At 29.0% G+C, this 26811-nt stretch carries 25 protein-coding genes and 1 pseudogene; 18 read left to right on the top strand and 8 right to left on the bottom strand.

Annotated elements, in window-relative coordinates; genetic code table 11:
- Positions 1–54: 54 nt before the first annotated feature.
- Positions 55–342 (top strand): annotated as a pseudogene (locus V7Q02_RS13190) (DUF554 family protein); the annotation flags it as partial.
- Between the two features lie 373 nt (positions 343–715).
- Here the strand turns inward: V7Q02_RS13190 and V7Q02_RS13185 are convergent.
- Together V7Q02_RS13185 and V7Q02_RS13180 are read right to left on the bottom strand one after the other, a co-directional pair.
- Positions 716–2413: a transporter gene (locus V7Q02_RS13185; RefSeq protein ID WP_333861500.1), complete on the bottom strand. Its 1698-nt coding sequence runs from the start codon at positions 2411–2413 to the stop codon at positions 716–718.
- Positions 2406–3131, bottom strand: coding sequence for an ABC transporter ATP-binding protein (locus V7Q02_RS13180; protein ID WP_333861499.1), 726 nt, complete (start codon positions 3129–3131; stop codon positions 2406–2408). The genes V7Q02_RS13185 and V7Q02_RS13180 overlap by 8 nt, the downstream gene beginning before the upstream one ends.
- A 162-nt stretch (positions 3132–3293) precedes the next feature.
- Here V7Q02_RS13180 and V7Q02_RS13175 point away from each other — a divergent pair, with 162 nt between their 5' ends.
- The 5 genes from V7Q02_RS13175 to V7Q02_RS13155 all read left to right on the top strand — a co-directional run bounded on the left by V7Q02_RS13175 (position 3294) and on the right by V7Q02_RS13155 (position 7992).
- Positions 3294–3533, top strand: coding sequence for a hypothetical protein (locus V7Q02_RS13175; RefSeq protein WP_333861498.1), 240 nt, complete (start codon positions 3294–3296; stop codon positions 3531–3533).
- A gap of 135 nt (positions 3534–3668) precedes the next feature.
- Positions 3669–5045: a PhoH family protein gene (locus V7Q02_RS13170; protein WP_333861497.1), complete on the top strand. Its 1377-nt coding sequence runs from the start codon at positions 3669–3671 to the stop codon at positions 5043–5045.
- A gap of 209 nt (positions 5046–5254) precedes the next feature.
- Complete coding sequence (locus tag V7Q02_RS13165) at positions 5255–6262, top strand: phosphodiester glycosidase family protein (protein ID WP_333861496.1); 1008 nt, start codon at positions 5255–5257, stop codon at positions 6260–6262.
- A 36-nt stretch (positions 6263–6298) separates the two neighbouring features.
- A complete protein-coding gene (locus V7Q02_RS13160) occupies positions 6299–7327 on the top strand; it encodes a hypothetical protein (protein WP_333861495.1) in 1029 nt (342 codons plus the stop codon).
- 23 nt (positions 7328–7350) lie between these two features.
- Positions 7351–7992, top strand: a complete 642-nt coding sequence (locus tag V7Q02_RS13155; protein WP_333861494.1) for a site-2 protease family protein — start codon at positions 7351–7353, stop codon at positions 7990–7992.
- 49 nt (positions 7993–8041) lie between these two features.
- Here V7Q02_RS13155 and V7Q02_RS13150 read toward each other — a convergent pair whose 3' ends face one another.
- On the bottom strand, positions 8042–9196 hold the full coding sequence (locus tag V7Q02_RS13150; protein WP_333861493.1) for a hypothetical protein: 1155 nt from the start codon (positions 9194–9196) through the stop codon (positions 8042–8044).
- 117 nt (positions 9197–9313) lie between these two features.
- Between V7Q02_RS13150 and trmB the strand changes: the two genes are divergently transcribed.
- From trmB to V7Q02_RS13135, 3 genes are all read left to right on the top strand, one after another.
- A complete protein-coding gene (gene trmB / locus V7Q02_RS13145) occupies positions 9314–9949 on the top strand; it encodes a tRNA (guanosine(46)-N7)-methyltransferase TrmB (RefSeq protein ID WP_333861492.1) in 636 nt (211 codons plus the stop codon).
- 96 nt (positions 9950–10045) lie between these two features.
- Entirely contained in the window at positions 10046–10678 is a 633-nt protein-coding gene (locus V7Q02_RS13140; RefSeq protein ID WP_333861491.1) for a ribonuclease H family protein, read from the top strand.
- A gap of 19 nt (positions 10679–10697) precedes the next feature.
- Entirely contained in the window at positions 10698–11093 is a 396-nt protein-coding gene (locus tag V7Q02_RS13135; protein WP_333861490.1) for a secondary thiamine-phosphate synthase enzyme YjbQ, read from the top strand.
- Between the two features lie 43 nt (positions 11094–11136).
- On the opposite strand, the gene V7Q02_RS13130 is transcribed toward V7Q02_RS13135, so the two are convergent.
- Positions 11137–12939, bottom strand: a complete 1803-nt coding sequence (locus tag V7Q02_RS13130) for a MutS family DNA mismatch repair protein (protein ID WP_333861489.1) — start codon at positions 12937–12939, stop codon at positions 11137–11139.
- A 492-nt stretch (positions 12940–13431) separates the two neighbouring features.
- Between V7Q02_RS13130 and V7Q02_RS13125 the strand changes: the two genes are divergently transcribed.
- Positions 13432–13824 (top strand): Hsp20/alpha crystallin family protein, encoded by a 393-nt coding sequence (locus V7Q02_RS13125; RefSeq protein WP_333861488.1) that lies wholly within the window; start codon positions 13432–13434, stop codon positions 13822–13824.
- An 858-nt stretch (positions 13825–14682) separates the two neighbouring features.
- On the opposite strand, the gene dapB is transcribed toward V7Q02_RS13125, so the two are convergent.
- Positions 14683–15498 (bottom strand): 4-hydroxy-tetrahydrodipicolinate reductase, encoded by an 816-nt coding sequence (gene dapB, locus V7Q02_RS13120; protein ID WP_333861486.1) that lies wholly within the window; start codon positions 15496–15498, stop codon positions 14683–14685.
- A gap of 302 nt (positions 15499–15800) precedes the next feature.
- Between dapB and V7Q02_RS13115 the strand changes: the two genes are divergently transcribed.
- From V7Q02_RS13115 to V7Q02_RS13095, 5 genes are all read left to right on the top strand, one after another.
- The gene (locus V7Q02_RS13115; protein WP_333861485.1) at positions 15801–16421 is read left to right on the top strand and encodes a TrkA C-terminal domain-containing protein; all 621 of its coding nucleotides are present in this window, start codon (positions 15801–15803) and stop codon (positions 16419–16421) included.
- 398 nt (positions 16422–16819) lie between these two features.
- Positions 16820–17947 carry a betaine/proline/choline family ABC transporter ATP-binding protein gene (locus V7Q02_RS13110; RefSeq protein ID WP_333861502.1) on the top strand — a complete coding sequence of 376 codons (1128 nt, stop codon included), beginning with the start codon at positions 16820–16822 and terminating at the stop codon, positions 17945–17947.
- Positions 17947–19536: an ABC transporter permease/substrate-binding protein gene (locus V7Q02_RS13105; protein ID WP_333861484.1), complete on the top strand. Its 1590-nt coding sequence runs from the start codon at positions 17947–17949 to the stop codon at positions 19534–19536. Before V7Q02_RS13110 ends, V7Q02_RS13105 begins: the two co-directional genes overlap by 1 nt.
- 160 nt (positions 19537–19696) lie before the next feature.
- Positions 19697–20656, top strand: a complete 960-nt coding sequence (locus tag V7Q02_RS13100; protein WP_333861482.1) for a 3-hydroxyacyl-CoA dehydrogenase family protein — start codon at positions 19697–19699, stop codon at positions 20654–20656.
- 3 nt (positions 20657–20659) lie between these two features.
- Positions 20660–21205: a 2'-5' RNA ligase family protein gene (locus tag V7Q02_RS13095; protein ID WP_333861481.1), complete on the top strand. Its 546-nt coding sequence runs from the start codon at positions 20660–20662 to the stop codon at positions 21203–21205.
- A gap of 36 nt (positions 21206–21241) precedes the next feature.
- Here the strand turns inward: V7Q02_RS13095 and V7Q02_RS13090 are convergent, their stop codons facing one another.
- From V7Q02_RS13090 to map, 3 genes are all read right to left on the bottom strand, one after another.
- Positions 21242–22096, bottom strand: coding sequence for a TerC/Alx family metal homeostasis membrane protein (locus tag V7Q02_RS13090; protein WP_333861479.1), 855 nt, complete (start codon positions 22094–22096; stop codon positions 21242–21244).
- Positions 22097–22421: 325 nt separating this feature from the next.
- Entirely contained in the window at positions 22422–23111 is a 690-nt protein-coding gene (locus tag V7Q02_RS13085) for a flavin reductase (protein WP_333861478.1), read from the bottom strand.
- Positions 23112–23369: 258 nt separating this feature from the next.
- Positions 23370–24125, bottom strand: a complete 756-nt coding sequence (gene map, locus V7Q02_RS13080) for a type I methionyl aminopeptidase (RefSeq protein WP_333861477.1) — start codon at positions 24123–24125, stop codon at positions 23370–23372.
- 156 nt (positions 24126–24281) lie between these two features.
- Between map and V7Q02_RS13075 the strand changes: the two genes are divergently transcribed.
- The 3 genes from V7Q02_RS13075 (at position 24282) to V7Q02_RS13065 (ending at position 26761) form a co-directional block, all read left to right on the top strand.
- Entirely contained in the window at positions 24282–25436 is a 1155-nt protein-coding gene (locus tag V7Q02_RS13075) for an ABC transporter permease (protein WP_333861476.1), read from the top strand.
- Positions 25429–26112 carry an ABC transporter ATP-binding protein gene (locus V7Q02_RS13070; RefSeq protein ID WP_333861475.1) on the top strand — a complete coding sequence of 228 codons (684 nt, stop codon included), beginning with the start codon at positions 25429–25431 and terminating at the stop codon, positions 26110–26112. The genes V7Q02_RS13075 and V7Q02_RS13070 overlap by 8 nt, the downstream gene beginning before the upstream one ends.
- A gap of 433 nt (positions 26113–26545) precedes the next feature.
- Positions 26546–26761 carry a methyl-accepting chemotaxis protein gene (locus V7Q02_RS13065; protein ID WP_333861501.1) on the top strand — a complete coding sequence of 72 codons (216 nt, stop codon included), beginning with the start codon at positions 26546–26548 and terminating at the stop codon, positions 26759–26761.
- Positions 26762–26811: the final 50 nt, after the last annotated feature.

Genomic DNA, 26811 nt, shown 5'->3' with positions numbered 1-26811 from the left:
ATGCACTAAAATAACGTACCTTGATTTGTTTTACACAAACCTAGGTACGTTCCCATGTTAGATGGTATAACATCAATAATATTCTCATCTTCTCTAGGTATCGGTGTAATGATTTCTTCTATATCTGTTTTAATCTATCAAGGAATTATAACTATTGCAGCCTTTGGATTGAAGACAATTTTAATTCAATCTGTAATTACAGATATGACTGCGGTGGGAAGTCTTTTAATAATAGGGCTTGGTTTTAATCTTTTAGGTATAGTAAAGATAAAAGTTGCTAATCTCCTTCCTGCCATGTTTATTCCTATTTTTTATCAGATTATTTTAAACGTAATAAAATAGTTAAAAGTTACTGTAATTATTTGTATTCGTTAAAAAAATGTTAATTAATATGACACTATATTGTCATAAATAGTCTATACGATGTAACTATGTAAGAATAAACTTACAGTAGAAATAGAATAATGTTATACCCCTTAAAAACGCATTATTGCCTTATAGGCACTGGTATTACCAGTGCCTATTTTTTATCCGAGAAGACTACTAGTGCCAAGCCTCTCATCTTCCTCAAAATAGGGGATAAGGATTGTTATATCCATGGATAAATTCTTCTCCTAAAGGAATAAAGTATTCTAAGTGATTAAAGACACTAAGAATACTGTTAATAAGGTTCAGATTACGATGCGTATTCCCTATAAGCAAATTCCACCTAAACTTAAGAATCACTTGATTCAATATTTTTATAAAGGGTGACTCCTTTTGTAATTATTATTTTATATAAGACAATATCTGCAGCTGAAAATAATATAGTTATTAAGGGAAATGTTATGAAAAAAGAAGCATGGAACTTTACAGTTGAAAATATTAGTATTCCAATGATAAGTGAACCTGAAAGCATACTCCATAGAACATTAAAATTCTGTTTTACAGCCCTTTGCTCATTATCCCAATTTAGTTTTGGGTAATTAAGATCTATAATCATACCTAAAAAAATTGAAAAGATATTTCCTATGACTGACAGCAAAAGTATTATAATAAAAATATATAAAGGAGGTCTTACGATAATGGTAATTAACAAAATTATAAGCATAATGCCTGAAAAATTTATTATAAAAGCTGCCAGTACTTTAGAAAGCAATTGATTCTTGTAGTCCATAGGTAGGTATTTGCTTATGAAGATGTTTTTACCTTCCCTTGAAATTGCAGTGCATCCAATGGGATTTATTATTGAAAGCATTAAAGATACACTAAAAACTACGGATATAAAAATACCAAGTGTGATATTATCTGATATTATTACGTTAAAATAGCTTCGCATATATGAGAAGTTTTTAATAAAGTTTTTTTGACTTATTAAAGGTATAATAAAAAATAAGGGCCATATAAAATTCATAATTACGCAGTTCATAAAATATACAGGTGTTCTAAATAAAATTTTCAGTTCCTTAATCGTATAGGTCAATATTTTAGATCTTCTAGTGGATTTTTTAGCCATTTCAGAGGAAGTTAATATTTTATGCTTCGCTTGAATTTGATTCATTCCTATAACGCCTTTTATGTAAAATGTCTCTGAAAAAATTATAAATATTGTCAAAAGTATTGCTGTGATCAATAAATATAAAAACATATTTAATATTCCTGATAAACTGCTGCTGCTTATAAGTGATTCTACAGCATATCTTACGTTGATAAATAGATTAGATGAGGATTTTAATAGTGAATTATTCCCTTGGGTAAGAAGTCTGCTTATAGTTGCACTGTTTGAAAATCCGTTCCCTAGCTTCTGTAATATCAAATTTACACCCAGTACAAAGATTAAAATACATATTTGAGCTATGGTTTTAAATCGGTCTTTATTTCTGGTAAAACCTGAGAATCTCATAATAAATATGGTAATTAATGCTGCAATTATCAGGGGTACAACAGGTAGAGTTAAAAATATTATTATACTGTATATATAATAAATTAATCCTGCACCGCTCTTAATTCCAAAAGCCGCCATAACAGGTATAAGTATTATAGCTTCAGTAAGATATTCATAGATTAAAACTATAGTGAATTTTGACATCAAAATTATCCAGGGTCTAACCGGTAATACCAAAATAGTGTCAACATCAGAAGAAAAGTAAAATACAGACATTATGAAAAATATACCAAAAGCAAATATAACAGCACTTGAAATTGACATGGCAGCAGATAAAATTACACCTTCCTGATTTAATGGCTTTAAAATATCATAAGAGGATGTAGTGGCCACTGCGAACATGCTGGCAAGAGGAAGTAGAGATAGTATTAATACAGCATAAAGCAGCAGTTGTTTTATGGTTTTTGAGAGAGAACCCTTTTTATTTTTGAGAAAACTTGAGGAGCCATTTTTTAAAAATACTTTTGTGAGAGAAATATACTTATTCATTTTCCGTAAGCTCCAAAAACATATTTTCAAGGGATTCATTAACCTTGAAATGCTCTCTCATTTCATTCAAGGTACCATTGAATAAAATCCTGCCTTTATTTATAATAGCTACTTTATCACAAATCTTTTCTGCTACTTCTAGAACATGGGTAGAAAAAAATACTGTTTTTCCTGCACTTACATGTTCCTTCATCATTTCTTTAAGTATGAAAGATGCCTTTGGATCAAGTCCTGTCATTGGTTCATCTAATATCCAGATAGGAGGTTCATGAATTAAAGCTCCTATTAAAACTATTTTTTGTCTCATTCCATGAGAATAGCTTTGAATCTTATCATCCAGTGCATTATATAAATTGAGTCTTTTAGATAAATCTTCAATTTTTTTATTTCTTATACTGGAGGATACTTCATACATATCTGACATGAAATTCAAATATTCAATACCTTTGAGTCTTAAAAACATATCTGGGTTGTCAGGTACGTAGCCTAACTGTTTTTTAGCTTTTATGGGTTGCTTCTCTATACTTATACCGTTAAGTTTTATATTACCTTTATCGGGATGCAGTATACCTGTTATCATTTTTAACGTGGTTGTCTTTCCAGCTCCATTTGGTCCTAAAAATCCAAATATTTCTCCGTCATTTATAGTAAGATTTATACCGTCTACAGCTTTTATTTCCTTATTGTAGCTTTTGGTTACATTAATTAATTCAATCATATTTCATATCCTTTCATTAAAAAATCAATTGTATTTATTTTTATAGGAACATTTATATTATAACAACTATTTTAAGAAAGTATATAAAAAAAGAAAATAAAAGTATTGACAATAAAAAGGAAAAAAATTACAATAAAGTAAACAAAGGGGGTATAGTAAGTTATGGATGATAAATTAAAAGAAGAAGTAAACCAATTTTTAATGGGCAAGGAGACTGAAGGTATTAATGTGTTGAGCATTCCAAAAGAACTCCAAAAATATAATGTAGATGAATTCAATTTTGATGAAGATGATGGAACTGTTTTGGTTTTATCTCCCAACTGGATGGTAGAATTAAAGACGGAAGTTAAAGATGGAGTCATAGCGGGACTTAAATTTACAGAAGTATTTTCAAGAGCATAGAAATTATTCTATGCTCTTTATCTATGATTAAGTAATTTTAGTTTCTTTAATATCATAATAACTTTTTTGTAAAAATTAATACATTTATATATTGAAATGAATATATTATAATATTAGAAGAGGGGAGGAATGGATTTGAAGAAGACATATGTTTTAGATACAAATGTTATTCTATATTCACCTGGAGCTATCCTATCTTTTGGAGGTAATGATGTAGTCATACCAGAAGTTGTATTAGAGGAATTAGATAATTTTAAAAAGGATAAAAGTGATCTTGGGGCTAATGCAAGGCATGCAGCAAGACTAATAGATGATTTTAGAAAAAAGGGGAAGCTTAATAATGGAGTGGAACTGCCAGGTGGAGGAAAGCTCAGGATTGAAATGAATCACTATGATACGGAGATACCCTTAGCCTGGGATAGAAGTAAGCCAGATAATAGAATAATACAGGTATGTAAAGGTCTTAAAGAGCAAGGAGAAAATATTTGTTTGATAACCAAAGATATTTTTGAAAGAATTAAAGCTGATATAATAAATATAAATGTGGAAGATTTTTATGAAAAAGTTGTACCAGAAGATGACAGTCAATATACTGGCAGAATAGATGTGTTTACGTCTAAAGACAATATCACAAATTTTTACAGGGACAAATATATAGAATTAGATAAAGTCACCTGTTATGATGAAAATGCTGAAAAATATTTTTCCCCAACCTTCTATATGAATGAATTTGTTATAATCCATTGTCTTGAAAATCCTAAACAGACCGCTCTTGGAAGATTTGATGGTAAAAAGATTGTACAACTTTATTTTAAAGACAGTACACCACTCGGAATAACACCTAAGAATGTAGGGCAAAAGTTCATGCTGGAAGCACTGCTTACAGATGCAGGCAAAGCACCCCTTGTAATAATAAAGGGACCTGCAGGAACAGCAAAGACTTTGTTTTCATTGGCTGTAGGACTTCATAATATAATAGAAGAAAATAAAGGAAGTTACAGAAAGATGTTAATTTGCAGGCCTAATGTTACAATGGATGAAGATATAGGTTTTCTTCCAGGTACAGAGCAGGAGAAAATATCTCCTTTTATGAGGCCTATTTTAGATAATTTAGAGATATTGGTTGATTCAGATGAAAAGGAAAGATATAAGAATGAAAAGGAGTTAGAGGATAAAATTCACGAACTATTTGACAGGAGAATTATAACTACAGAAGCTGTAGGCTATTTGAGGGGGCGTTCTATTGTTAGAAATTGGCTTATAATTGATGAAGCACAGAATTTGACACCTAAACAAGTAAAAGCTATTATAACTAGAGTGGGCATTGGTACTAAATTATTATTGGTAGGGGATCCTGAACAAATAGATCAAGCTTTTCTAGATTCTAGATCTAATGGATTGTGCTATGCATCAGAGAAAATGAAAGGAAGCAGTCTTTGTTACCAGATTACTTTAAAGCATGATGAGTGTGAAAGATCTCCTCTGGCATATGAAGCTTCTAAAAAATTGTAATTTATATACTTTTAAAGATACTAAATTCTATGTTTGTCTAAAAAACTTAGGTGGGACATGCAATTTGGTATCTTTTTTATTGCTTTTTACAAAATATTCATTGGTGTATGAAATTATTTCTATTTAAAACTTTTATCATTTATTGTACAATATTGAAGAGTGTAAATTTAATTTGGATACATAATTTTAGAAAGGAAGAGTTTTAATATATGAAAAAAATGGAAACTGGAGGTAAAAAAAGGAAGTCGTTTTGGAAACTTGTAATTTGTTTTCTATTGTTTGAATTTGTATTTACAGGTATGACAACTCCTTTTTTTGTATTTTACGGTCCTTTTGAAAATGTAAAAAGGACTATAGTAGGTGCCGCCATGACTACTTTAAGCCATCAGTATATTGCAAAACTATTTTTGTCAGATAACGAAATAAAGAAAATATTAAGTGGAAATACAGCAGAAGAAGTGAAACAGGATGATTCAAAAACTTTGGAATTTAAAAATGAACATGACAGCAGTATAGAATTGGCAGAAGTAAGTGGTGGTAAAAAATTCAAAGGATATATGCTTATAGTACATGATCCTACTAGAGTTAAGGTAGGCTATAGCAAGAAATTAGGAATATCAGGAGAACTTACAAGCAAAATTGCAAAGGATAATGGTGCTGTAGCAGCTATAAATGGAGGAGGATTTATAGATAAATCTTCTGAAGACAGTGAATGGACTGGTACTGGCGGAAAACCTACAGGCATACTTATGAGTGAAGGAAATATCATATTTAATGATATAAATAATGATGATGAAAAAACTCAAGTAATGGCAATTACAAATAAAGGACAGCTTTTAGTTGGAAGTTATAGTTTAAATGAAATGAGAGAAAAGGGGGTTACAGAAGCAATATCTTTTGAGCCTGCACTAGTGGTAAATGGAAAAGGAACTATAAAATCTGGAGACGGAGGTTGGGGAATTGCCCCCAGAACTGCTATAGGTCAGAGAGAAGATGGTTCTATATTGTTTCTTGTTATAGATGGAAGACAGACTAAAAGCTTAGGGGCTTCTTTAAAGGATGTTCAGAGTATAATGCTTGAATATGGTGCTGTAAATGCTATAAACTTAGATGGAGGTTCTTCCTCTACCATGTATTATGAAGGAGAAATAATAAATAACCCCTGTGATCCTTTAGGTGAAAGATCAATACCTTCTATTGTTTATGTGGAAAAGTAGAGGTATTATATATGACTATTAAAAGGGGAGTACAAGATGAAAATTTTTAAAAGAACTATTATTTGGATTGCTATATCCTTGATAATACAATTTGCAGGGCTTTTTTATATAAATAATTATTTTTTATCTTCTGAAATAAAGTTAAAGACTAAAAAAATTGTAAAAAGTGAACCTAAAAAATCAGAAGTTGAGATAACCATTCCAGAAAATGCTGAGAATATCAAAGTATCCTTTGATGGTAGATATTTATCATATTGTGATGAGAATACTTTAAAGGTAGTAGATTCAAAAACTGGCGATGAAAAGAGTCTGGAATTTGAAGATGGAGTTCAGGTATCTTTCTATAAATGGCTTCAAGATAGAAATAGGATGCTTATTGCTGAAAAAGAAGATTCAAATGAAGGTTCAAAATTTGAATTATCCTATTATGAGGTGGATAAAGATATAAAGGAAGATGTAAAAGAACTGGACTGGTCAGATGAAGAAGCACAAATTGATGATATACAGGAATCTCATCTTACGAATGTAATATATATTAAGATGGAAACTGAAGGAAGGAGAACTACCATATACAGACTGGATATAAACAAAAGTATGGCAAAAACACCAGTAAATTCTTATATGGTAGGTGAAATGGGAATTTTATACCTTCAGGATAAATTAATATATGAAGATAGTGTACATAATAATATATATATAACTGATGAAGACGAACCTCTTACTATTCATGGAATTGAGAATAAACCTGTATGGGTAGGAATAGATGAAAATGACAGAGTATATATAGGAGATGAAAAAGATGGAAAGATATCAAATATATATTATGGAACTATACATTCAGGCACATATGATTATCAAAATATAAATTTAAATAAATTAGTAGACCGAAAAAGTGTGTTTGTAATGCCTTCTGGAAAAATATATATAAACGATAATCTAGAAGGAATTGTGGAAGAAGTGGGAAATGGTAAACAATATACATATAAGGGAAATTTTATAGGGATATATGAGGGAGGAATTGCCTCTGTAAGTAATGGAAAATTGGAAAAAACACTATTAAATTAGTCAAAAAGAAGGGATGAAATAATTTGGATGAAAAAATACTGGAAAAAATACTTATTATACCAGCTATACTTATAGGGCTTACATTTCATGAGTTTGCACATGCATTTGTGGCAGATAAGCTTGGGGATAAAACACCTAAATTTCAGGGAAGGCTTACTTTAAATCCATTTGCACATGTGGATATTATAGGATTTATAATGATACTTCTGGTGGGATTTGGATGGGCTAAACCTGTTGAGATAAATCCGGCAGCTTTTAAAAATAGAAATAGAGATGATTTAAAAGTTTCCATTGCAGGGCCTCTGGCCAATCTAATAATAGCTTTTTTGGCAGCTGTTTTAACAGTGATTATATATAGATTCGGATTATTATCTATGGAGTCTACTTCAATTTCAAATATAATAATCAAAATTAGCTTGTATATTGTGAATATAAATTGTATGTTGGCCGTATTTAATTTGATACCTTTACCTGGCTTGGATGGATTTCATATACTGAGAGATTTATTTCCATCAACATTTTATAAAATATCAGGTACTGTATACAGATATCAACTAATTATACTGGTATTGTTTGTGGTTACACCTTTAGCTAGATATATAGTTGGCGTTCCATCTTATATGTTATATAATATGTTCATTAGTATAGCCAATAGTATATTTTAATGGATAACTAAATAAAACTTCTAATAAAGTTATATTGGAAGTTTTATTCTTAGTTAATAGTTGAAAAACAACTATTTATTTCTTCAAAAATTGATTCAACTCCATTTCCCCAGTTTGTATCTTCCGCATATTTTTTTCCTATCCACATAAAGGGGTTATTTTCTGGGGGCCTGTTTTCAGATAAATTTATAATTGTATTAGCTGCTATTTTTGATGAATCACTTATGTCGGTATTATATTCCTGCCAGCTGTGGTATACATTAAAGGGATTGTTGGCTATCTTATATGCATTAGGGCTACTTACAGGTACAAAATTTTGTTCTTGTCCGGTTATGGCAAAGAGTAAAATAGGATTTAAATTGAATTCTTTTGCTGTAGTCATTATAGTGGAAAAGTAAGGTTCTGTGCATAAAAGCGAATTACGGCTATTTAAAAATGATTTTAATTTATCTATATCTATTCTTTGGTATTTTAAATATTCAGGAAGATATTTATTAGGATGGTCTTTGCTATAATCTTCTAAAGTGGCATCTTCAATAAGATTTTTTATATATATGCCATTTTTTTCAGAAGCTGAAATAAGGGAAAAAGAAGTTTTTAGAATATTTTTTCCATAAGGGGGTTGTCCTATTATTTCAAGAATTAATATAACAGTTAATATGGCAAAGGTTAAGATTTTTTTATTTAGCTGATAATTTTTTGTTGTTTTTATTGATTCACCAGAAATGGTTACAGGTTCTCTTAAATTTAAATATGTAGGTGAATAACTATCATTAATTTTTGATACACTTGTTTTTACATCCTGTGAAATATCATTTTTTGATATGCCTACATATACATTTAAATCATTTTCTTTGATTTTATTTTTTACATGTGCATTTATCCACTTTAGAAGTTCCTTTCTGAAATTTTGTTTTAGGTATTCATTTTTAATACAGCAGTTAAACGCATCATACATAAAAATAGAAGTTTTATTTTGAGAAAAAGTACTTTTTAAAATATCCATTTTTATAGTTTGTCTATATTCATCTGGAAGTTCTTTTAGATTGGAATCTAAAATATGATGTATAGTGTTTGAAAGTATCTTTGCTTTTTCTTTAGTATCAGCATAGGAGTACTTTTTATTGATATAGTTTTTCAGAATTTTTATATCATAATCAGCAATTATTTTTTTGTTTTTAAGTTCTTCTACAAAGTATTCCATAATTTTCACAACCTGAATATAAATTAGTATAATATAATCATCTATAATTATCGTATATTGTAGAAATAGCTTTAATTCTTGTAAAAAATTTTAAACAAAAGAAAGGAATTTTAAATTATGAGACTCAGAAAAAAATGGTGGGCTAGACCTGAGATGGAAGCTAGTGACCTTATTATAACAAATCCTTTTTTATTTAAAGGAAAATGGAAGGAGGAATTTGGAAATACCAGAGAAATATATTTGGAACTAGGTTGTGGAAGAGGTAAATTCCTATGCACACAGGCTCTAAATAACAAATATATAAATTACATTGGGATTGATCTAAAAGACGAGGTTTTAATTTATGCACTGAAGAAGGCTGTGGAAGCTGAAGCTGAGAATATAAGGATAATACCTATGAATATATCAAAGATTGAAAGTGTTTTTGACAGAGATGAAATAGGAAAGATATACATAAATTTCTGTAATCCCTGGCCTAAAAGACGACAAAAAAAAAGAAGACTTACCCACACTGTATTTTTAAATAAGTATAAAAAATTTCTAAAACCAAAAAGTGAAATATGGTTTAAAACAGATGATAAGGGGCTTTTTCAGGAGTCACAGGAGCATTTCAAGGAAAGTGGATTTAGCATAGATTATATAACCTATGATTTACACAATAGTGATTTTTCAAACAATGTAGTTACAGAATATGAGGAGAAATTTACTAGCCTTGGGATGAAAACTATGTTTTTGATAGCTAGGATAATGTAAATATAAAAAATAATGCGTACATGTTTTTATAGAAATAAATACCTTTCTGAGGTATAATTAAGTTAATATGAAATTGTTATTTTAGGAGGATATGTTGTGGCGAATTTTTATGCTGTGAAACAGGGACGAAAACCAGGAGTTTATGATACCTGGGCCCAGTGTGAAGAACAGATAAAAGGCTTTTCTGGTGCTAAGTATAAGAAATTTACCAGTCTTAAAGAAGCTGAAATATTTGCAGGAATTTTTGACGAGAAAAATAATATGGATAAAGATATGGAATTTGAAAAAGTTAGAGAAGAACAGGATACTCTTTATGCCTATGTAGATGGTTCTTTTAATAATAAAGAAAAAGTGGCGGGATATGGTTTGGTTCTGGTAAAAAATGATCAGGTGATTTTTAAAGATTTAGGTGCATTCAGAAGTATGGAAATGAATGAAAGCAAAAATGTTTTTGGAGAAATAAGAGGAGCGTTAAAGGCTGTTGAGCTGGCTATTGCAAATGATTTTAAAGAGATAACCATAGTCTACGATTATATGGGAATTGAATGCTGGGCTAAGGATAGGTGGAAGGCCAACAAGATGTTAACAAAGGATTATAAAGAATTCATGCAAAAATACATGAAAAAGATAGATATAAAATTTAAAAAAGTTAAAGCTCACTCTGGAGAAGATAAATATAATGATATGGCAGATTTATTGGCAAAGAGGGCTGTGGGAGTGAAAGATTGATAAAATATGAGGGGATTGTATGGAATATTTATTAAAAACTAAAAAAGAACAGGAATTTATAGATATAACAGCCCTTGTTAGGGAGACTGTAAAAAAAAATAATGTAAAGGAGGGTATGGCTGTAATTTTTATTCCTCATACCACCGCTGGAGTTACAATAAATGAAAATGCTGATCCAGATGTTGTAGAGGATATTTTATCAGGGCTTGATAAAGCTTTTCCAAAACAGAATGGATACTTACATATAGAAGGTAACTCCCATGCTCATATAAAAGCATCGTTAACGGGGTCTTCTTGTAATGTTATTATTGAAAATAGAGAGCTTAAATTGGGAACCTGGCAGGGTATTTATTTTTGTGAATTTGATGGACCAAGAAATAGAAAAGTCTATATAAAAGTACTTAGATATATATAGATTGCAAAAGAGACTTATGGATTTATCCATAAGTCTTTTTTTGTCATTCAATATCTATACCTGCCAGTTTAATAAGATATTTGGCATTTCTGGTAGTAGAAGCACCATTTCGAATTTTATAATCAAATTTCAGTTTATTGTCTAAATAGTATTCCCGAAAATGGTAATTTTTGATTCTGGGATATTCTTGTTCTAAACTGCAAAGTTCCAAGTCATGGGTAGAAATCAGTCCTGAGGCTCCCTGGTCTCCTAATTGTTTTATCAGTGCTTTTGCACCAAGGTGTCTGTCAATGGAATTAGTTCCTTTAAATAATTCATCTAAAAGAAAAAACACTTTTGAGCTTTTCTTTGTATTTTCTACGATCATTTTTATTCTTAATATTTCCGCATAAAAAGAGGAAATATTGTTTTCAAGATCATCTCTTATTCTCATGCAGGTAAATATTTTCATAAGTGAACACTGAAATTTTTTTGCACATACAGGAGAACCAATATAACTTAATACTAAATTTAAACCTATAGTTCTTAAGAAGGTACTTTTACCGGACATATTTGAACCTGTTATCAGTAAAATATTTTTTTTATTATCTATTGTTATATTATTACATACTTTTGTATTATTTAAAAGGGGATGGCCTATTTCCATGGCGTTAATTACATAAGTGCCATCTGAAATTGAAGGCATAGTCCAATCTGGATTATCGTAAACAATATTTGATATACTATTTAACGCTTCAAATTCACCTATGGTAGTAAACCAGTTTTTTAAATTCTTACCTGCTTCAATTCTCCATTTTTCTAATTGTACCATACATTGATAATCCCATAAAAATAATATATTAAGTATTATAGACAACATATTTTTTCTATCAGATACTTTGTTGTATATGGAAGATAGTTTTTTTATGGATTTTACTGAGGATGTATTTTTAGAAGTTAGCAGATTGGCTTTCAATTGTTTTAAATATCTGCTTTTAAAATTTTTTTCTTCAATTAAAGTAAGCATTTTAAAATATACAGTTATATTATTTTTGTGTTTATAAAGATTTTTAAAAGTTATATTTCTTTTTTTCACATCTATAAATAAAAGTAATATTTGAATAAGAAGCATAATGTAGGGCAGTCTTAAATCTATTAAAGAAGTAGTATAGGATAAAATCATTGAAACTAGTGTTACGAGAGGTAATAATTTAATTATCAAGACAAACCATTTTTTTATGTATAATTCATTTCGCTCTTCTCCCCATTTGTATAGTTCCTCTGGATTTATAAGTTCTGAAGGAATAACCATTGCTTCAGACTGAAACAATTGGCGCCATTTCAAATCTGCAGCTAGTTCTTGTAGTGATTCCTGAACCATAATTATATCAGAAGATGTTTTAAGGGGATTTAAAAGCCTGTTTTTTAAACATTCTCTTCCCATGAATGTTTTACAAGTATTAATCCACTGAAACAGAGAATTCTCACCAAATATATCCAAGTCCTCTGAATAGGGATGTTCTTTACATTTAAATTCATTTCCATCATCTTTGAAGTTTTTCCATTGGCTTTTTAATCTTTTTAAGGAAGATTCATTTATATCTTTTAAAGCAGTGGAATATTTTCTTTTTTTTATTTCCTTATTGTGTTGGTTCACTAGATAAATGAATATAGTCAATGAGATAATAAAAATTACTATACTTATAAGATGGTTATTGATATTAAAAGTATATATGGTTATACTAATACCTATTATTAAAGTAAGAAGTCGCAAGTATTCTATAGTTTTTATTGAACTGTTTTGTTCTTTAATTAAATTTGTATAGAGTTTCAATCTATTAGTGTAGTTATTGTGTGGATTGTTCAATTAGTTTCCTCCAATCATTTTTATGGTTTTTCATATAACGTATAAACATATTATACCATAAATTAACTGTTTATAAAGTTATTCTTGAATTTAGAATAATTTCATATAAAAAGCTGAAGAATTGTAACAGATATAAAAGTCTAATAATAGTATATATTAGAGATACAACAGATATTTAAACAAGAACAATAAATGTTAAACATTACGGAAGCTTAAAATTTATAACGGCAGGATTAAAAAATGGTGATGAATTATTAAAGGTTGACAAGGTTTGTTAAAGGGAAAATTTAAATAAGTAAAAAACTGAAGTTAAAAATCTATTCTGCTTGTATAATATTAATTATAGTTACAGCTGAATCGATTTATCGATTCAGCTTATTATATTAATATAAGGTACTTATAAAAAATATTAATGCATATAAATATGTATAGGACATAATAAGTTCGTTTCATAATATTAAAAAAGTATAATTATTGAAAGGAATTTAAATTATGAAGATGAAAGAATATAATGGGTCAAACAGTGTGAAATCTTTAATTAAAAATATTGATGAGTTTATGAGTGTAATTTTAGACATGGTTGAAAACGATAATCATAAATCCAATGTAAACACTTTCCTAAATTTCTCTGAAACAGATAAAGAGGTAGTAGATCCCATAACCCATATATTTGATGAAGTAAACAAAATCATAATTGTAATAGAACTTCCTGGAATAAAAGAAGAAAATATAGATTTAGAAGTAAAGGGTAATAATTTAAATATTACAGCAAAAGGAGTAAAAAAATATTACTGTAAAAAAATATCTTTGAAATATATTCCTATACAAGAAAATATATTTACAACTTATCATAATTCTATATATAGCATTGAGATAAAGAAATAATTATAGGCAAAGTGTATTTTTTATGAATTTGATGCTGTAGTATTTTTTTGTAATTTTCAGATCATTATACAAGTTTCTAATTACCATCATAATAAAGGGGGAATTATAAACAATATTGTATTTGGAAGGTTTAATACTGTAAAAATAATATGACCTCAATAAATATAATTAAAAGTGCACTTATAATTGGTGTATTTGCAGGACTTGGATTTTATCTGCTTCTTTTATACAAATTAGAAAGTAGAAAATATACTTACATGTACTTAGCCTTAATTTTGTATTTCTTCCATAATTCTTGAGTCAATTCTTAATATTATATATTACGTGTTTAAAAATATATCCTTTAATGTCATATCTAAATTGGAATATTTATCTTACATGGGTATAAATATATCCCTACAATTGTTTATAGAATAAATTTACCCTAATGAATCAAACAGATTCAGTTTCATATTGATAAATTCAATAAATTTTGTTTACTTAAGCTTGATAATTTTAACACCCATTAAAATCTTTGGTTATAATGATATGATTTATATAACCATACTGATAATTAATTGTTTGGCAGCAATGATAACATTTGGACGATTTATTTAATAGAAATAATCACATATGGATAAAATTTACTGAAAATCTTTTTAATATAAGCAGCTCAAATGATTAAATTACCCATGTGTTCTGCATGAGGGAATATATAATTAGAAATTTTCTGTAGATTTAAAGGTTTATCATAATGATGATAAGCCTTTAAACTTTTAATTTTTATGATCAAATAATAATATAAGAAATGAATTTATATTATTATATGAAATTATTAATAGGTAAAATATCTTAAAATTATAAAAATATGGGTTTATGCTAACATAAAGCACTATCCATGGTATCAATATATTTATAAAGTATTCTTTTAAGATCCAATATATTTTTCATTTCATAATACCCGGATTTTTTATGGATATAGTTTATTGCATTAATAGCCCCTTCGGCGAAAGCTTTTCGTGAGAAAGATTCATGGCTTATTTCTATTTTATCATTCTCTCCTACTATGAGAACATGATGTTTCCCAACTACACCGCCAGCACGTACAAAATTTATAGGTATGTCTTTATTATATACTCCTGCAGATTCAAGTCCATTTTCTATTTCAGAAGATATTTTTAAAGCAGTGCCAGAAGGTGCATCTTTTTTATTTTTGTGGTGAATTTCTGTAATTTGAAAGTCATACTTATTTAAAATGTTTGCTGCAATGTTGCTTAAAAGCATTAACACATTCACTCCCAAAGTGATATTTGGAGCATATACTATGCCATTGTTAAATCTATAAGTCATGTCCTGAATTTTGTTGATATGATCTTTTGTAAAACCCGTAGTACCTATAACCATGTTTATTTTCATTTTAGATATTGTCAATGCATTTTCCAGAGTAGATGATGGGTTTGAAAAGTCTACAATTACATCAGGCTTGGTTTTAAAAATAATGGATTGAAGTTCATCAGAAGTACTTATTTTTATTCCTGTCTGGCAAGTATTAAGTAATTCTCCTAAGTCCATGCCTTTTTTCGTACTTTTAGGACTGCATACAGCTGCTACAATTTCCATATTTTTCTCTACTAGAATTTCCCGGGCTATATGCTTTCCAGTTTTACCTAAACCTATTAATCCTACTTTAATCACATTAGTTACCTCCTCATTTATCTTCTATCAAGTGACTTCTAGATTCAGATGGAGTTTGTTTCTCTCCATCTGAGTCTTATTAACAGTATTCTTAGTGCATTTAGCACTTAACAATATCAACAACTTCATTATACATTAAAAGTTGTTTGTTGTCATTAATAACTAATTATATTTTGTTTTTTAAATTAGAAAAATTGTTATTTACATAAAGACAAGAATAATCTATACTAATTAATGGCTTAAAGAATGTATTTGAAAGGGGGAATCACTTTAGGATTAAGTGATCTTAAAGTAAATCTAAAATGTCATCACAATATGTTATAAAACCTGTGTATCAAAAAATAGCAATAGACATAGCGAATAGAATAGTAGCTGGGGATTTTTCTGTGGGAGATAAGCTCTATGGAAGATCCTCTCTTGCAAGCCACTATAATGTCTCTCCTGAAACCATCAGAAGGTCAATGATTCTTTTAAATGATATGGATATTGTAGAAGTAACAAAAGGAAGTGGAATCATTGTTAAATCTGTAGATAACTGTTTAAAATTTATAGGGAAATTTAAGGATATAGACTCTATGAATTTCTTAAAAAAGGAAATGATTGAATTACTGGATGAAAAGAATGTTTTGGAGAAAAGAATTGAAGGAGTATTGAATGAACTTATAGATTATTCTAATAGATTTACCAGTACTAACTCCTTTATACCTTTTGAATTCAAAATATGTAAAGGATTTAATATTATTGGAAAAACTATATCTGAATGTAAGTTCTGGCAAAATACTTTTGCAACTATAATAGGTATAAGAAGAAAAGGTAAATTAATACTTTCTCCAGGACCCTATGCTATATTTGAAGAAGAAGATGTTTTTATAGCCATAGGTGATGAAGCTAGTTATTATAGAATCAAAAAATTTATTTATTAATTTAAATATATAATTTAGAAAACATAGATTTTATTTAAAAAAGTCTATGTTTTTATTTTGGCTATATTAGTATACATAATATAGATAGCTTTATTTTTAGCTTAAATTTTTTGACTTATAAAATAATTAGGTATAATATTACTATTTTTAAATTTCGAAATTTTAAAGGTTTTATATTAATAGGCAATGAGAAAAGACTTTTTAAGTTATAAAAAATTAAATTTTATAGTAAATTTGTTATATTATATTAAAATATGGATAGAATTTGACAGCTTATTTACTGTTATTTACGTATATAAATCTTGTAATGCTAATGGATAGATGGCAGAAATCTTTACAAAGTGACAACCTTATGATAAATTAAAGTTGTTACTGGTTTTTGATAAGGAGGGATTATGTTGATAGAATTTAAAAATGTAAGTAAAACTATAAACAACAAATCTATTATAAGCAATATAAGTTTAAACATAGATAGAGGAGAATTAGTAACTTTTATTGGTCCTAGTGGTTGTGGAAAAACTACTACTTTAAAGATGATCAATAGATTGATAACTCCAAGTTCAGGCGAGATTTTTATAAACAGAAATAAAATTGAAAATGAAGATATTATTAAACTTAGGAGAAATATAGGATATGTAATACAGCAGACAGGACTTTTTCCCCATATGACTGTAGCTGAGAATATATCTTTAATACCTAATATTGAAAAGAAGGATAATAAAAAAATTCAGGAAAGGATGGAAGAACTATTGACTTTGGTAGGTATGTCTCCTAAAGATTATATGTACAAGTATCCTAATGAATTAAGCGGAGGACAGCAGCAAAGAGTGGGAATAGTGAGGGCTTTGATTATGAATCCAGATATAATATTAATGGACGAGCCTTTTGGTGCATTGGATCCAATAACAAGAAGTCAGCTTCAAGACGAGATATTTAATATCCAACAAAATTTTAAAAAAACTATTGTTTTTGTAACTCATGACATGGATGAGGCACTGAAGCTTGCTGATCGTATATGTATAATGGGTAAGGGTACTGTACTTCAATTTGATACCCCAGAGGAAATATTAAAAAATCCAGCTAATGATTTTGTACGGGAATTTATCGGGGAAAACAGGATTTGGAATCAACCGGATTTAATTAAGACAAAGGATATAATGATAAAAAATCCAGTAAAATCAAGTGGTGAAAGAACAGTAGTACAGGCACTTGAAATAATGAAATCAAATCATGTAGATAGTTTACTTGTGGTAAATGAGAATAATAACCTAATAGGACTTGTTACCTTAAAAAAAATCAGACTTAATATAGATACAAATAAGAGGCTAAAAGATATTATGGAGACAAATGTAGTAACAGTAAATTTTGAAGATTCCATAGTAAATGCCTTGGAAGAGATGGAGTATAATAGCAGAGGGTATATTCCAGTTGTGGATAATGAATCAATTTTGGTAGGACTCATTACCAGAAGTAGTCTTTTATCTGTAATGAGTAATCAGTTTATTAATAAGGATGGGGATGTCTAGTGAATACTATAAGTAGCTTTTTTCAGTTTGTCATAGATAGAAAATTACAAATATATAGTCTTTTTATAGAACATATACAGTTGACATTATTTGCAGTTTTGATATCTGTACTCATAGGAATTCCTATGGGAATGCTTATAATAAGGAACAGGAAACTTTCTGCAGGAGTAATTGGACTTGCCAATGTTATACAATCTATACCTAGTTTGGCCCTGCTGGGTTTTTTAATTCCGGTACTTGGAATAGGTAGTAAACCTGCAATTGCCATGGTAGTTTTATATTCTCTACTTCCAATTATAAAAAACACTTTTACGGGTCTTACTAATATAGATGGCTCTATAATTGAATCTGCAGAAGGGCTTGGACTTACCAAAAGCCAAATTTTGGTAAAAATTAGACTTCCCCTTGCAATGCCGATTATAATGTCTGGTATAAGAATATCGGCAGTTACTGCAGTGGGACTTATGACTATTGCAGCCTTTGTAGGAGCTGGAGGACTAGGATATCTGGTGTTTTCAGGAGTACAGACTGTCAATAATAACATGATTTTGGCAGGGGCAATTCCGGCGTGTTTCCTGGCTATATTCTTTGATTTTATTATAGGAAAGATTGAAGATATAGTAACGCCTAAAGGTATAAAGGTTTCGGATAAAAAATCTAAGAAAAAAACCAATAAAAATATTGGTAAGACATTAAAGAATAAAAAACCTGTTTTAGCAGTGGGGGTTTTATTGATAGTGGGTATTGGTGCATTTATGGCATACAGCGGATTGACTAAAAAAACAATAGTGGTTGGCTCGAAAAATTTTAATGAACAATTGATACTTGGAAATATGATTTCTTCTTTAATAGAATACAATACGGATTATAAAGTAGATAGAAAGTTAAATTTGGGCGGTAGCAGTGTGGTTTTTAGTGCTATGAAATCCGGTAATATAGATTTATATGTGGAATATACAGGTACAGGACTTGTTAATATAATGAAAAGGGAATCTATAAGCGATGCAGATCAGGTTTATGATATAGTAGAAGATTATTTCAGGAAAAACTATGGTATGCAGTGGCTTAAACCATTAGGATTTAATAACACCTATGTACTGGCAATGAAAAAAGAGATGGCAAGTAAATACAATATAAATACAATATCAGATTTAACTAAAATAGGCAATGATATAAATTTAGGTTGTACCATGGAATTTGCCAATAGAGCTGATGGATACCTTGGATTGCAAAAATTATATGGGTTAAATTTTAAAACTGTAAAAGGTCTAGATGGGGGACTTAGATATTCTTCTCTTGAAAATGATGAAACTCAGGTAACAGATGCTTTTTCCACAGATGGGTTGCTTAAGAAATTTGATTTGAAACTTCTAAAAGATGATAAAAACTTTTTTCCTCCTTACTATGCAGTTCCTTTGGTAAGAGAAGATGTGTTAAAAAAATATCCTGAAATTAAACCATTACTCTTAAGTCTACAAGGAAAGATTACAGATGATGATATGAGAGAGATGAATTATAAGACAGACAATGGTGAAGATCCTAAAAAGGTGGCAGAGGATTTTCTGAAGAAAGAAGGATTAATCAAATAAAATATCACTAAAAATGTTCTTAAACTGTTAAATATAATGTTTGGTAAGAAATTTTTTACTAAACATTATATTTTTATATACCCAAGGAAGTGGCGAATTTTAAAAAATATGGAATATGGGATATAATATAATCTATAAATATGTAATTCAGGAGGGTGTTATGGATATAAAAAATGTAGCTGTACTTGGTACTGGTACTATGGGAAATGGAATAGCACAGCTTTGTGCGGAAAGTGGATTGAATGTGAATATGTTTGGGAGATCTGATGCCAGTTTAGAGAGAGGTTTTAGAAGTATAAAAGTAAGCCTTAAAGATCTTCGGGAAAAAGGAAAGATAAAAGCAAATACATCAAAAGAAATATTGAGTAGGATAAAAGGGGTTAAAACTATTGAAGAAGCAGTAGAGAATGTAGATTTTGTAATAGAATGTATAGCAGAAGAGCTAGAACTTAAACAGAGAGTATTTTCTAAACTGGATAAAATATGTGATCCTAAAGTTATTTTAGCTTCCAATACTTCAGGACTTAGTCCTACAGATATAGCAATGAATACAAGGCATCCAGAGAGAGTGGTGATTGCTCATTTCTGGAATCCGCCACAGTTTATCCCATTGGTAGAAGTGGTACCGGGAAAACATACTGATCCAAGAACAGTGGATATAACTATGAATTGGATTCAGCATATAGGTAAAAAAGGAGTTAAAATGAAAAAAGAATGCCTTGGATTTATAGGTAATCGTCTCCAACTTGCATTGCTTAGGGAGGCATTATATATAGTGGAACAGGGATTTGCAACAGCAGAAGAGGTGGATAAGGCCATGGAATATGGTCATGGAAGAAGATTGCCGGTTACAGGTCCCTTATGTAGTGCAGATTTAGGAGGTCTTGACATATTTAATAATATATCCTCATATTTGTTTGAAGATCTTTGTAATTACAAAGAGCCTTCTAAGCTTCTTAAAGAGAAAGTTAATAATGGAAATCTGGGAAGTAAAACAGGAAAGGGTTTTTATAATTGGACCCCTGAATTTTTAAAAGAAAAACAAAATGAAAGGATCCAACTGCTTATGGATTTTTTAGAAAAAGATAAAAATGATAAATCTGTTGAAAGGAATATATAACATATGGAAAGGTATGTAATAGTATGTGCTATAGGTGGTGATGCATTAAAATTTCATGATAGATTGACAACTGATGTGTGCCATAGATTCAATAAAAAACGCACTAAATTACCAGCTCATTTTACTATAAAGGCACCTTTTGAAACTGATAATATTCAGGAGATAACAGATATTTTAAATGATTTTTCAAAGGCAAATTGTAAAGCACCAATGAAAATTAAAGGCTATGGAGCCTTTAGGGAAGATGTAATTTATATGGATGTTAAGATGTCACCTGAAGCTAAAAGTATGCATGATGCTCTTATAGATAAATTAGATAAAATAACATGGATAAATTTTAAGTATAATGAAGGAAAAAATAAAGTTTTTCATTGTACCATTTTATCTAAGAGAATAAAAGATAGATTTAAAGAGATATGGAATTATGTTAATAAATATTTCTTTGATTTTAATGAATATTTTGATAATATTTCTCTTTATATATGGAAAAACAATACATGGATACTGGTAAAAAGATATAATTTTGATGACAAACATGAAACAACATAAATTTAGTTTGTCATCAAATTAATTTTAATGTATAGGTTATTTAATAATACTTTTAGAAACATAGTTAGTAGAAGTTTTTTTATTTGAAATAACAGAAGCTAAAATGCTTGCTGACATTATTATAAATATAATTAATAATGATGCTATTATTGAAATATTTATATGAAAAAAAGTAACTGAAAGTTTAATGCCTGTAAATATCAGTATGCATGCAACTCCATATTTCACATAGTCAAATTTATTGTGAAGTTTTTCAAGCAAGAAATACATGTTCCTAAGTCCTAATATAGCAAATATATTTGAAGTATATACTATAAAGGGATCCGTAGTTATAGAGAATATAGCAGGTATTGAATCTATTGCAAAAATTATATCTGAAAGTTCTATTAATATTAATATAGCAAATAATGGAGTGGCATATAGTATGCCATTCTTTTTAGTGAAGAATTTCTCCCCATCCAATTCTTTGGAAACAGGAATTATTTTATTAATTAATTTTATTATTTTGCTGTTATGGAAATCATTTGAGTCATTATGTTTAAAGAACATTTTAATACCGCTTATTATAAGCAATAAGCCAAATATATACAGCATCCAATGGAATTTGTTAATAATAGTTACTCCAAGTATTATAAATATAAGTCTTAATACTACTGCACCGAAAAATCCATAGGTAAGTATTCTTTTCTGATATTCTGGTTTTATGGAGAAACTTTCAAATATAATCAGGAATAAAAAGATGTTATCAAGGCTAAGGCTTTGTTCAATTACATATCCTCCTAAAAAAGACAAGGCTTTGTCAGGTCCCATAAAAATATAAATTCCTATGTTAAATATTAAAGCAAGTGCCACCCAAAAGCATAGGTGTAATAAGGATTTCTTTGTAGACATAAAATTTACCTCCAAATTTTTAATCAATTAATAGGTCATTGCATTGATAATAAAAATAAGACCTTTAACGTAATTCATAATTAAAATAAACTTATGAACTATGTTAAAAGTCTTATTACCCTCTAGGGCTTACAAAACCAGATCTTTAAATTTCAGATCGAAATGTTGACTTTATAATTTAAAATTACTCCCCTTTAACTGATTATTAAATTTTTAATATCTTAACTGTATATTATTATAAAATTTGATGATTGTCAATAAAATTATAAAATTATAGAAATTTCTTTTAAGAAATTTCTATAATTTTAAAATCACATTATACTATTTAGTCTAAAGGTTTAAATTTAGCTTTACCTACTCCACAGACTGGACATTCCCAGCTTTTAGGTAGATCTTCAAATAATGTACCTGGTTCAACACCAGAGTCAGGATCTCCAACTGCAGGGTCATAAATAAATCCACATACGGAGCATTGATATTTAGGGGCATCTTTTACCGGATTGTTTTTATTTGCTGTATGAGTTGGTGAAGTTTGTGGAGATTTACCACGTTTTACATCCTGGTAATATGCATATGTCATAGGATCTATATCCTTTATTAATTCTGAATTGAGTACAGTTCCAATAAATATTGTATGAGTATCTATATCTATTTCTTTTTCAACTTTTAATTCCATCCATGAAGCAGCATTTTCAGTAACTATTGGAACACCACTTGCACCTGTTTTGAAGGATACTCCAGAGAATTTATCAGTAGTTCTTCCTGATTTAAAACCAAATTTACCCACAAACTCTAAAGGAGTTTCTGTGGAAAGGGCAGATACCCCTATTAATTTACTTTTTTGTATATATTCATGAGTAAGGTTTTGTTTGTTGATACTTACAGCTATTCTAGCTGGATCTGATGTTATTTGAAAAACTGTATTGGCAATTTGTCCATTCTTCTTACCCTCAGATATAGAGCTTATAACATATAAGCCATAGCTTAGTTTATAAAATGCTTTATTATCAATCATAATTTATATACTTACATAAATATGAAATTTATTATGTAAGTAATACCTCCCCTCGTTTATATATTAATTATTTGAAGTTATAGTAAAAATATCGTTTAGTTGTTATCTCCCCCTTTTTATATAACATAAGTTTTTAATGTAAATCATTTTCTTAAATAAATTATACACTAAAAAAACTTTTTATTCAATAGTTTTTATATTTTTTTAATAACTAATTCTAAACAATAATTATTATTTAGAATTAGTTATGATATATACTTATATATTATCTTGGTCTGTTAAAATTATAGGTTCATTTTTTGTGATGGCAATAGTGTGTTCATATTGTGCTGACAAGCTTCCATCAGCTGTACGTGCAGTCCAGTTATTAGAATCCAATAGGGTTTTGTAAGTACCTATGTTTATCATAGGCTCTATAGTGATTACCATTCCTTCCCTAAGTTTTAATCCCCTTCCTGGTTTTCCATAGTGAGGAACAACTACATCATCGTGCATAACTTTGCCGATACCATGCCCTGTATAATCTCTTACTACAGAATATCCTAAAGATTCTGCATAAGTTTGTATAGTGTGGCCTATATCTCCTATTGTGTTTCCGGATAAAGCTTTTTTTATGCCTTTGTAAAGGCATTTTTTTGTAACTTCCATAAGATTTTTAGCTTCTTCGGAAATTTTTCCCACTGAATAGGACCATGCAGAGTCAGCTAGCCATCCATTTAGGTTTACTACCATATCAATGGTAACAATATCTCCTTCCTTTAAGGGTTTATTTGTGGGAAAGCCGTGGCAAATTTCATCATTTACAGATGCACAAGTTGCGTAGGGAAATCCCATATAACCTTTTTGTTCTGGTTTTGCTCCATGTTCTTTTAGATATCTTTCCACAAAAGAATCTATTTCCATGGTGGTTAAACCTGGCTTTATCATTTTTCCAATTTTTTTATGACAGGATGCTAGTATTTTTCCAGCTGCTGCCATGTAGCTTATTTCCTTATTAGTTCTTATAGTTATCAATATTTTCCCCTCTATCTTAAAATTTATAATATTTACTCTATTTTAACATATTTTATGAGTAAAAAATAATATTATTTTTTACTTATGATCACATTTTAAATTATTATTAGATATAATTAAATGTATTAAACAATAAATTCAAATTAGGAGGGTATAATGTTTATAGCATTTAAAACAGCGTACAGATTTTTAAGGTATAGTAAGATACAGACTTTGGTTATAATACTTGGAATAGCTGTGGGAGTGTCTGTACAAATTTTTATAGGACTTTTAAGTAGCGGTCTTGAAAATACAATTCTAAATAAAATTATTGCATATTCTTCCCAGATTACAGTTTACTCCCATAAAGGAGGTGTTGAAAATTGGCAGGACAAAAAGGATAAAATTTTAAGTGGAGATTCAAATGTAAATTATGTAGCACCTGCAGTTGATTGTCAGGCTTTTATTGAGCTTCAGGATATAAATCAACCCATTCAGATAAGGGGGTTGATTGCTGAAGATGTAAATTCATTATATGGTATGAAATATAACATATATGAAGGTAGGATGTATGAAAACAGTGGACAAGTTATTTTAGGAAAAGATTTAAAAGAAAAGTTAGGCCTTCATTTAGGAGATAATATTTATATAGTTACTATGGGTGGAAAAAAATTGACATTAAATATAGTAGGATTCTTTGATTTGGGCAGCTCAAAGATAAATAATACCTGGGTTATTACAGATTTAAATGCAGTACAACAGTTAATAGGATTTGAAAATAAGGTTACTTCTATGGAAATAGGAGTAAAAGATATATATAATGCTGATTTAGAAGCTAATATTATAAAAAAAGTACTTTCAGATGAAAATTTAAGTATTCAAAACTGGAAAGAGCAAAATCAATTTTTAGCCAGTGGGATGGTAGGACAAAAAATTTGCACACTTATAATTCAGTTTTTTGTACTTCTTGCAGCTGTTTTAAGTATAATAAATATACTTAGTATAAGTGTTGTTCAAAAATATAGACAGATAGGTATATTAAAGGCCATGGGCATAAAGGATAGTAGTGCTGGAAGCATATTTTTTATAGAAGCATTTATCTTAGGAGTACTTGGTACAGCATTAGGATTGTTTTTTGTATGGTGTTATATAAAAGGTTTTAACAGATATATAGTTAACTCCAAGGGATTGCCATTAGTTGATATAGTTATAAATTATAGATTTATTGAAATATGTTGTATTATTGATATAATTGCTTCAACTTTTGCGGCGTTTTTTCCTGCAATTAAATCTTTTGCATTAAATCCAGTGGAGGTGATAAAAAATGGATAGCATTATTGAAATTAAAAATGTTACTAAAATATTTGGGTGGAGAGTTAAAAATAAAGTTTTACATAATATAAGTTTATCTATAGCAGAAGGTTCATTTAATTCTATAATAGGGGCATCAGGTAGTGGAAAGACTACTTTGCTAAATATAATTGGTATCTTAGATAACCCCACAAAAGGTGAAGTATATATTCAAGGGAAAAATATAAAAAATATGGGACGAAAAACTAAGGCTTCTTTTAGAAATACAAATATAGGTTTTATATTTCAATTTCATTATCTTTTACCTGAGTTTAATACCATAGAAAATGTTCTTATGCCCTATAGAATAAAACATTTTTTTTGTGGCAAAAAGGCAAGAGGGAGAGCTGAGGAGCTTTTGGACTTGGTTGGAATTGAAAATCTCAAGAAAAAGAATATTTATGATTTATCAGGAGGAGAACAGCAAAGGGTAGCCATAGCCAGAGCGCTTATGAATGAGCCTAAAATAATTTTAGCGGATGAGCCTACAGGGAATCTGGATTCTATTAATGCACAACAAGTATACCAGTTGTTTAGAAATATAAATAGCGTGTTTGGTACAACTTTTATTATTGTGACCCATGATCAAAATATAGCTAGTAAAACAGATAGAATAATTGAAATAAAAGATGGGAGTATAAAGTGTGATTTATATTAATTTTTTTAATATTCAGTTGACTTATTTGGATTTTAAAGATATAATATAAATAAGAAGAAGTTAAAAGTTTCTTCTTGGAAATCCTAGCTCATAATTTAATGTAAATTGAAATGTTGAAAGATTTAAAAGATAGTTAGGGTAAAAAGTACAGCTGATCTATTTGTAAATGGAGTTTTATGTTTCCAAAAAAATAGCTGTTATGTGTAATGTTAGTCTGTTAGAGATTGGTTATTAGTAAAGTGTGTTCCTATGAGACATCTGATTTATAATATTTAAATTACTTTAAGTTTTTATGATGTGCTTAATAGTTTTGAAAGAGAAAGGTGATAAAAATTCAAGTAGAACCAAGTTTTTTATATGAGCTAGGATTTTAGCCACCATTTAGTGTCATTTAGCTAAGTGGTGGCTTTGTTTTTTCGAATAAAAATTTTATATCGAAGCATATATAACTAGGCCTCTTTTGAGAATACAGGCTTTTGCAAAACGTATTTCTGTATGTGATTTCAGCACTCCTATACAAGTAAAAAGAACAGATGAATTCGGTCAAACAGCTCAATTGCTTAATAGGGAACAGGAAAATGTTAAACAACTCATAGAAACTATAATGGATAACTCCAGAAATATTGCTTCTTTTAGTAAAAAACTATAATGGACCCAGGAATTCAGACAAAAAAAGAGTTGAATTATAGTTAGGTTCTC

This window comes from Clostridium sp. (genome assembly GCF_036781005.1).
Classification (GTDB): domain Bacteria; phylum Bacillota; class Clostridia; order Clostridiales; family Clostridiaceae; genus Clostridium_B.
Note: the sequence above shows the minus strand (reverse complement) of the source record. Positions and strands in the feature narration are given on the sequence as shown.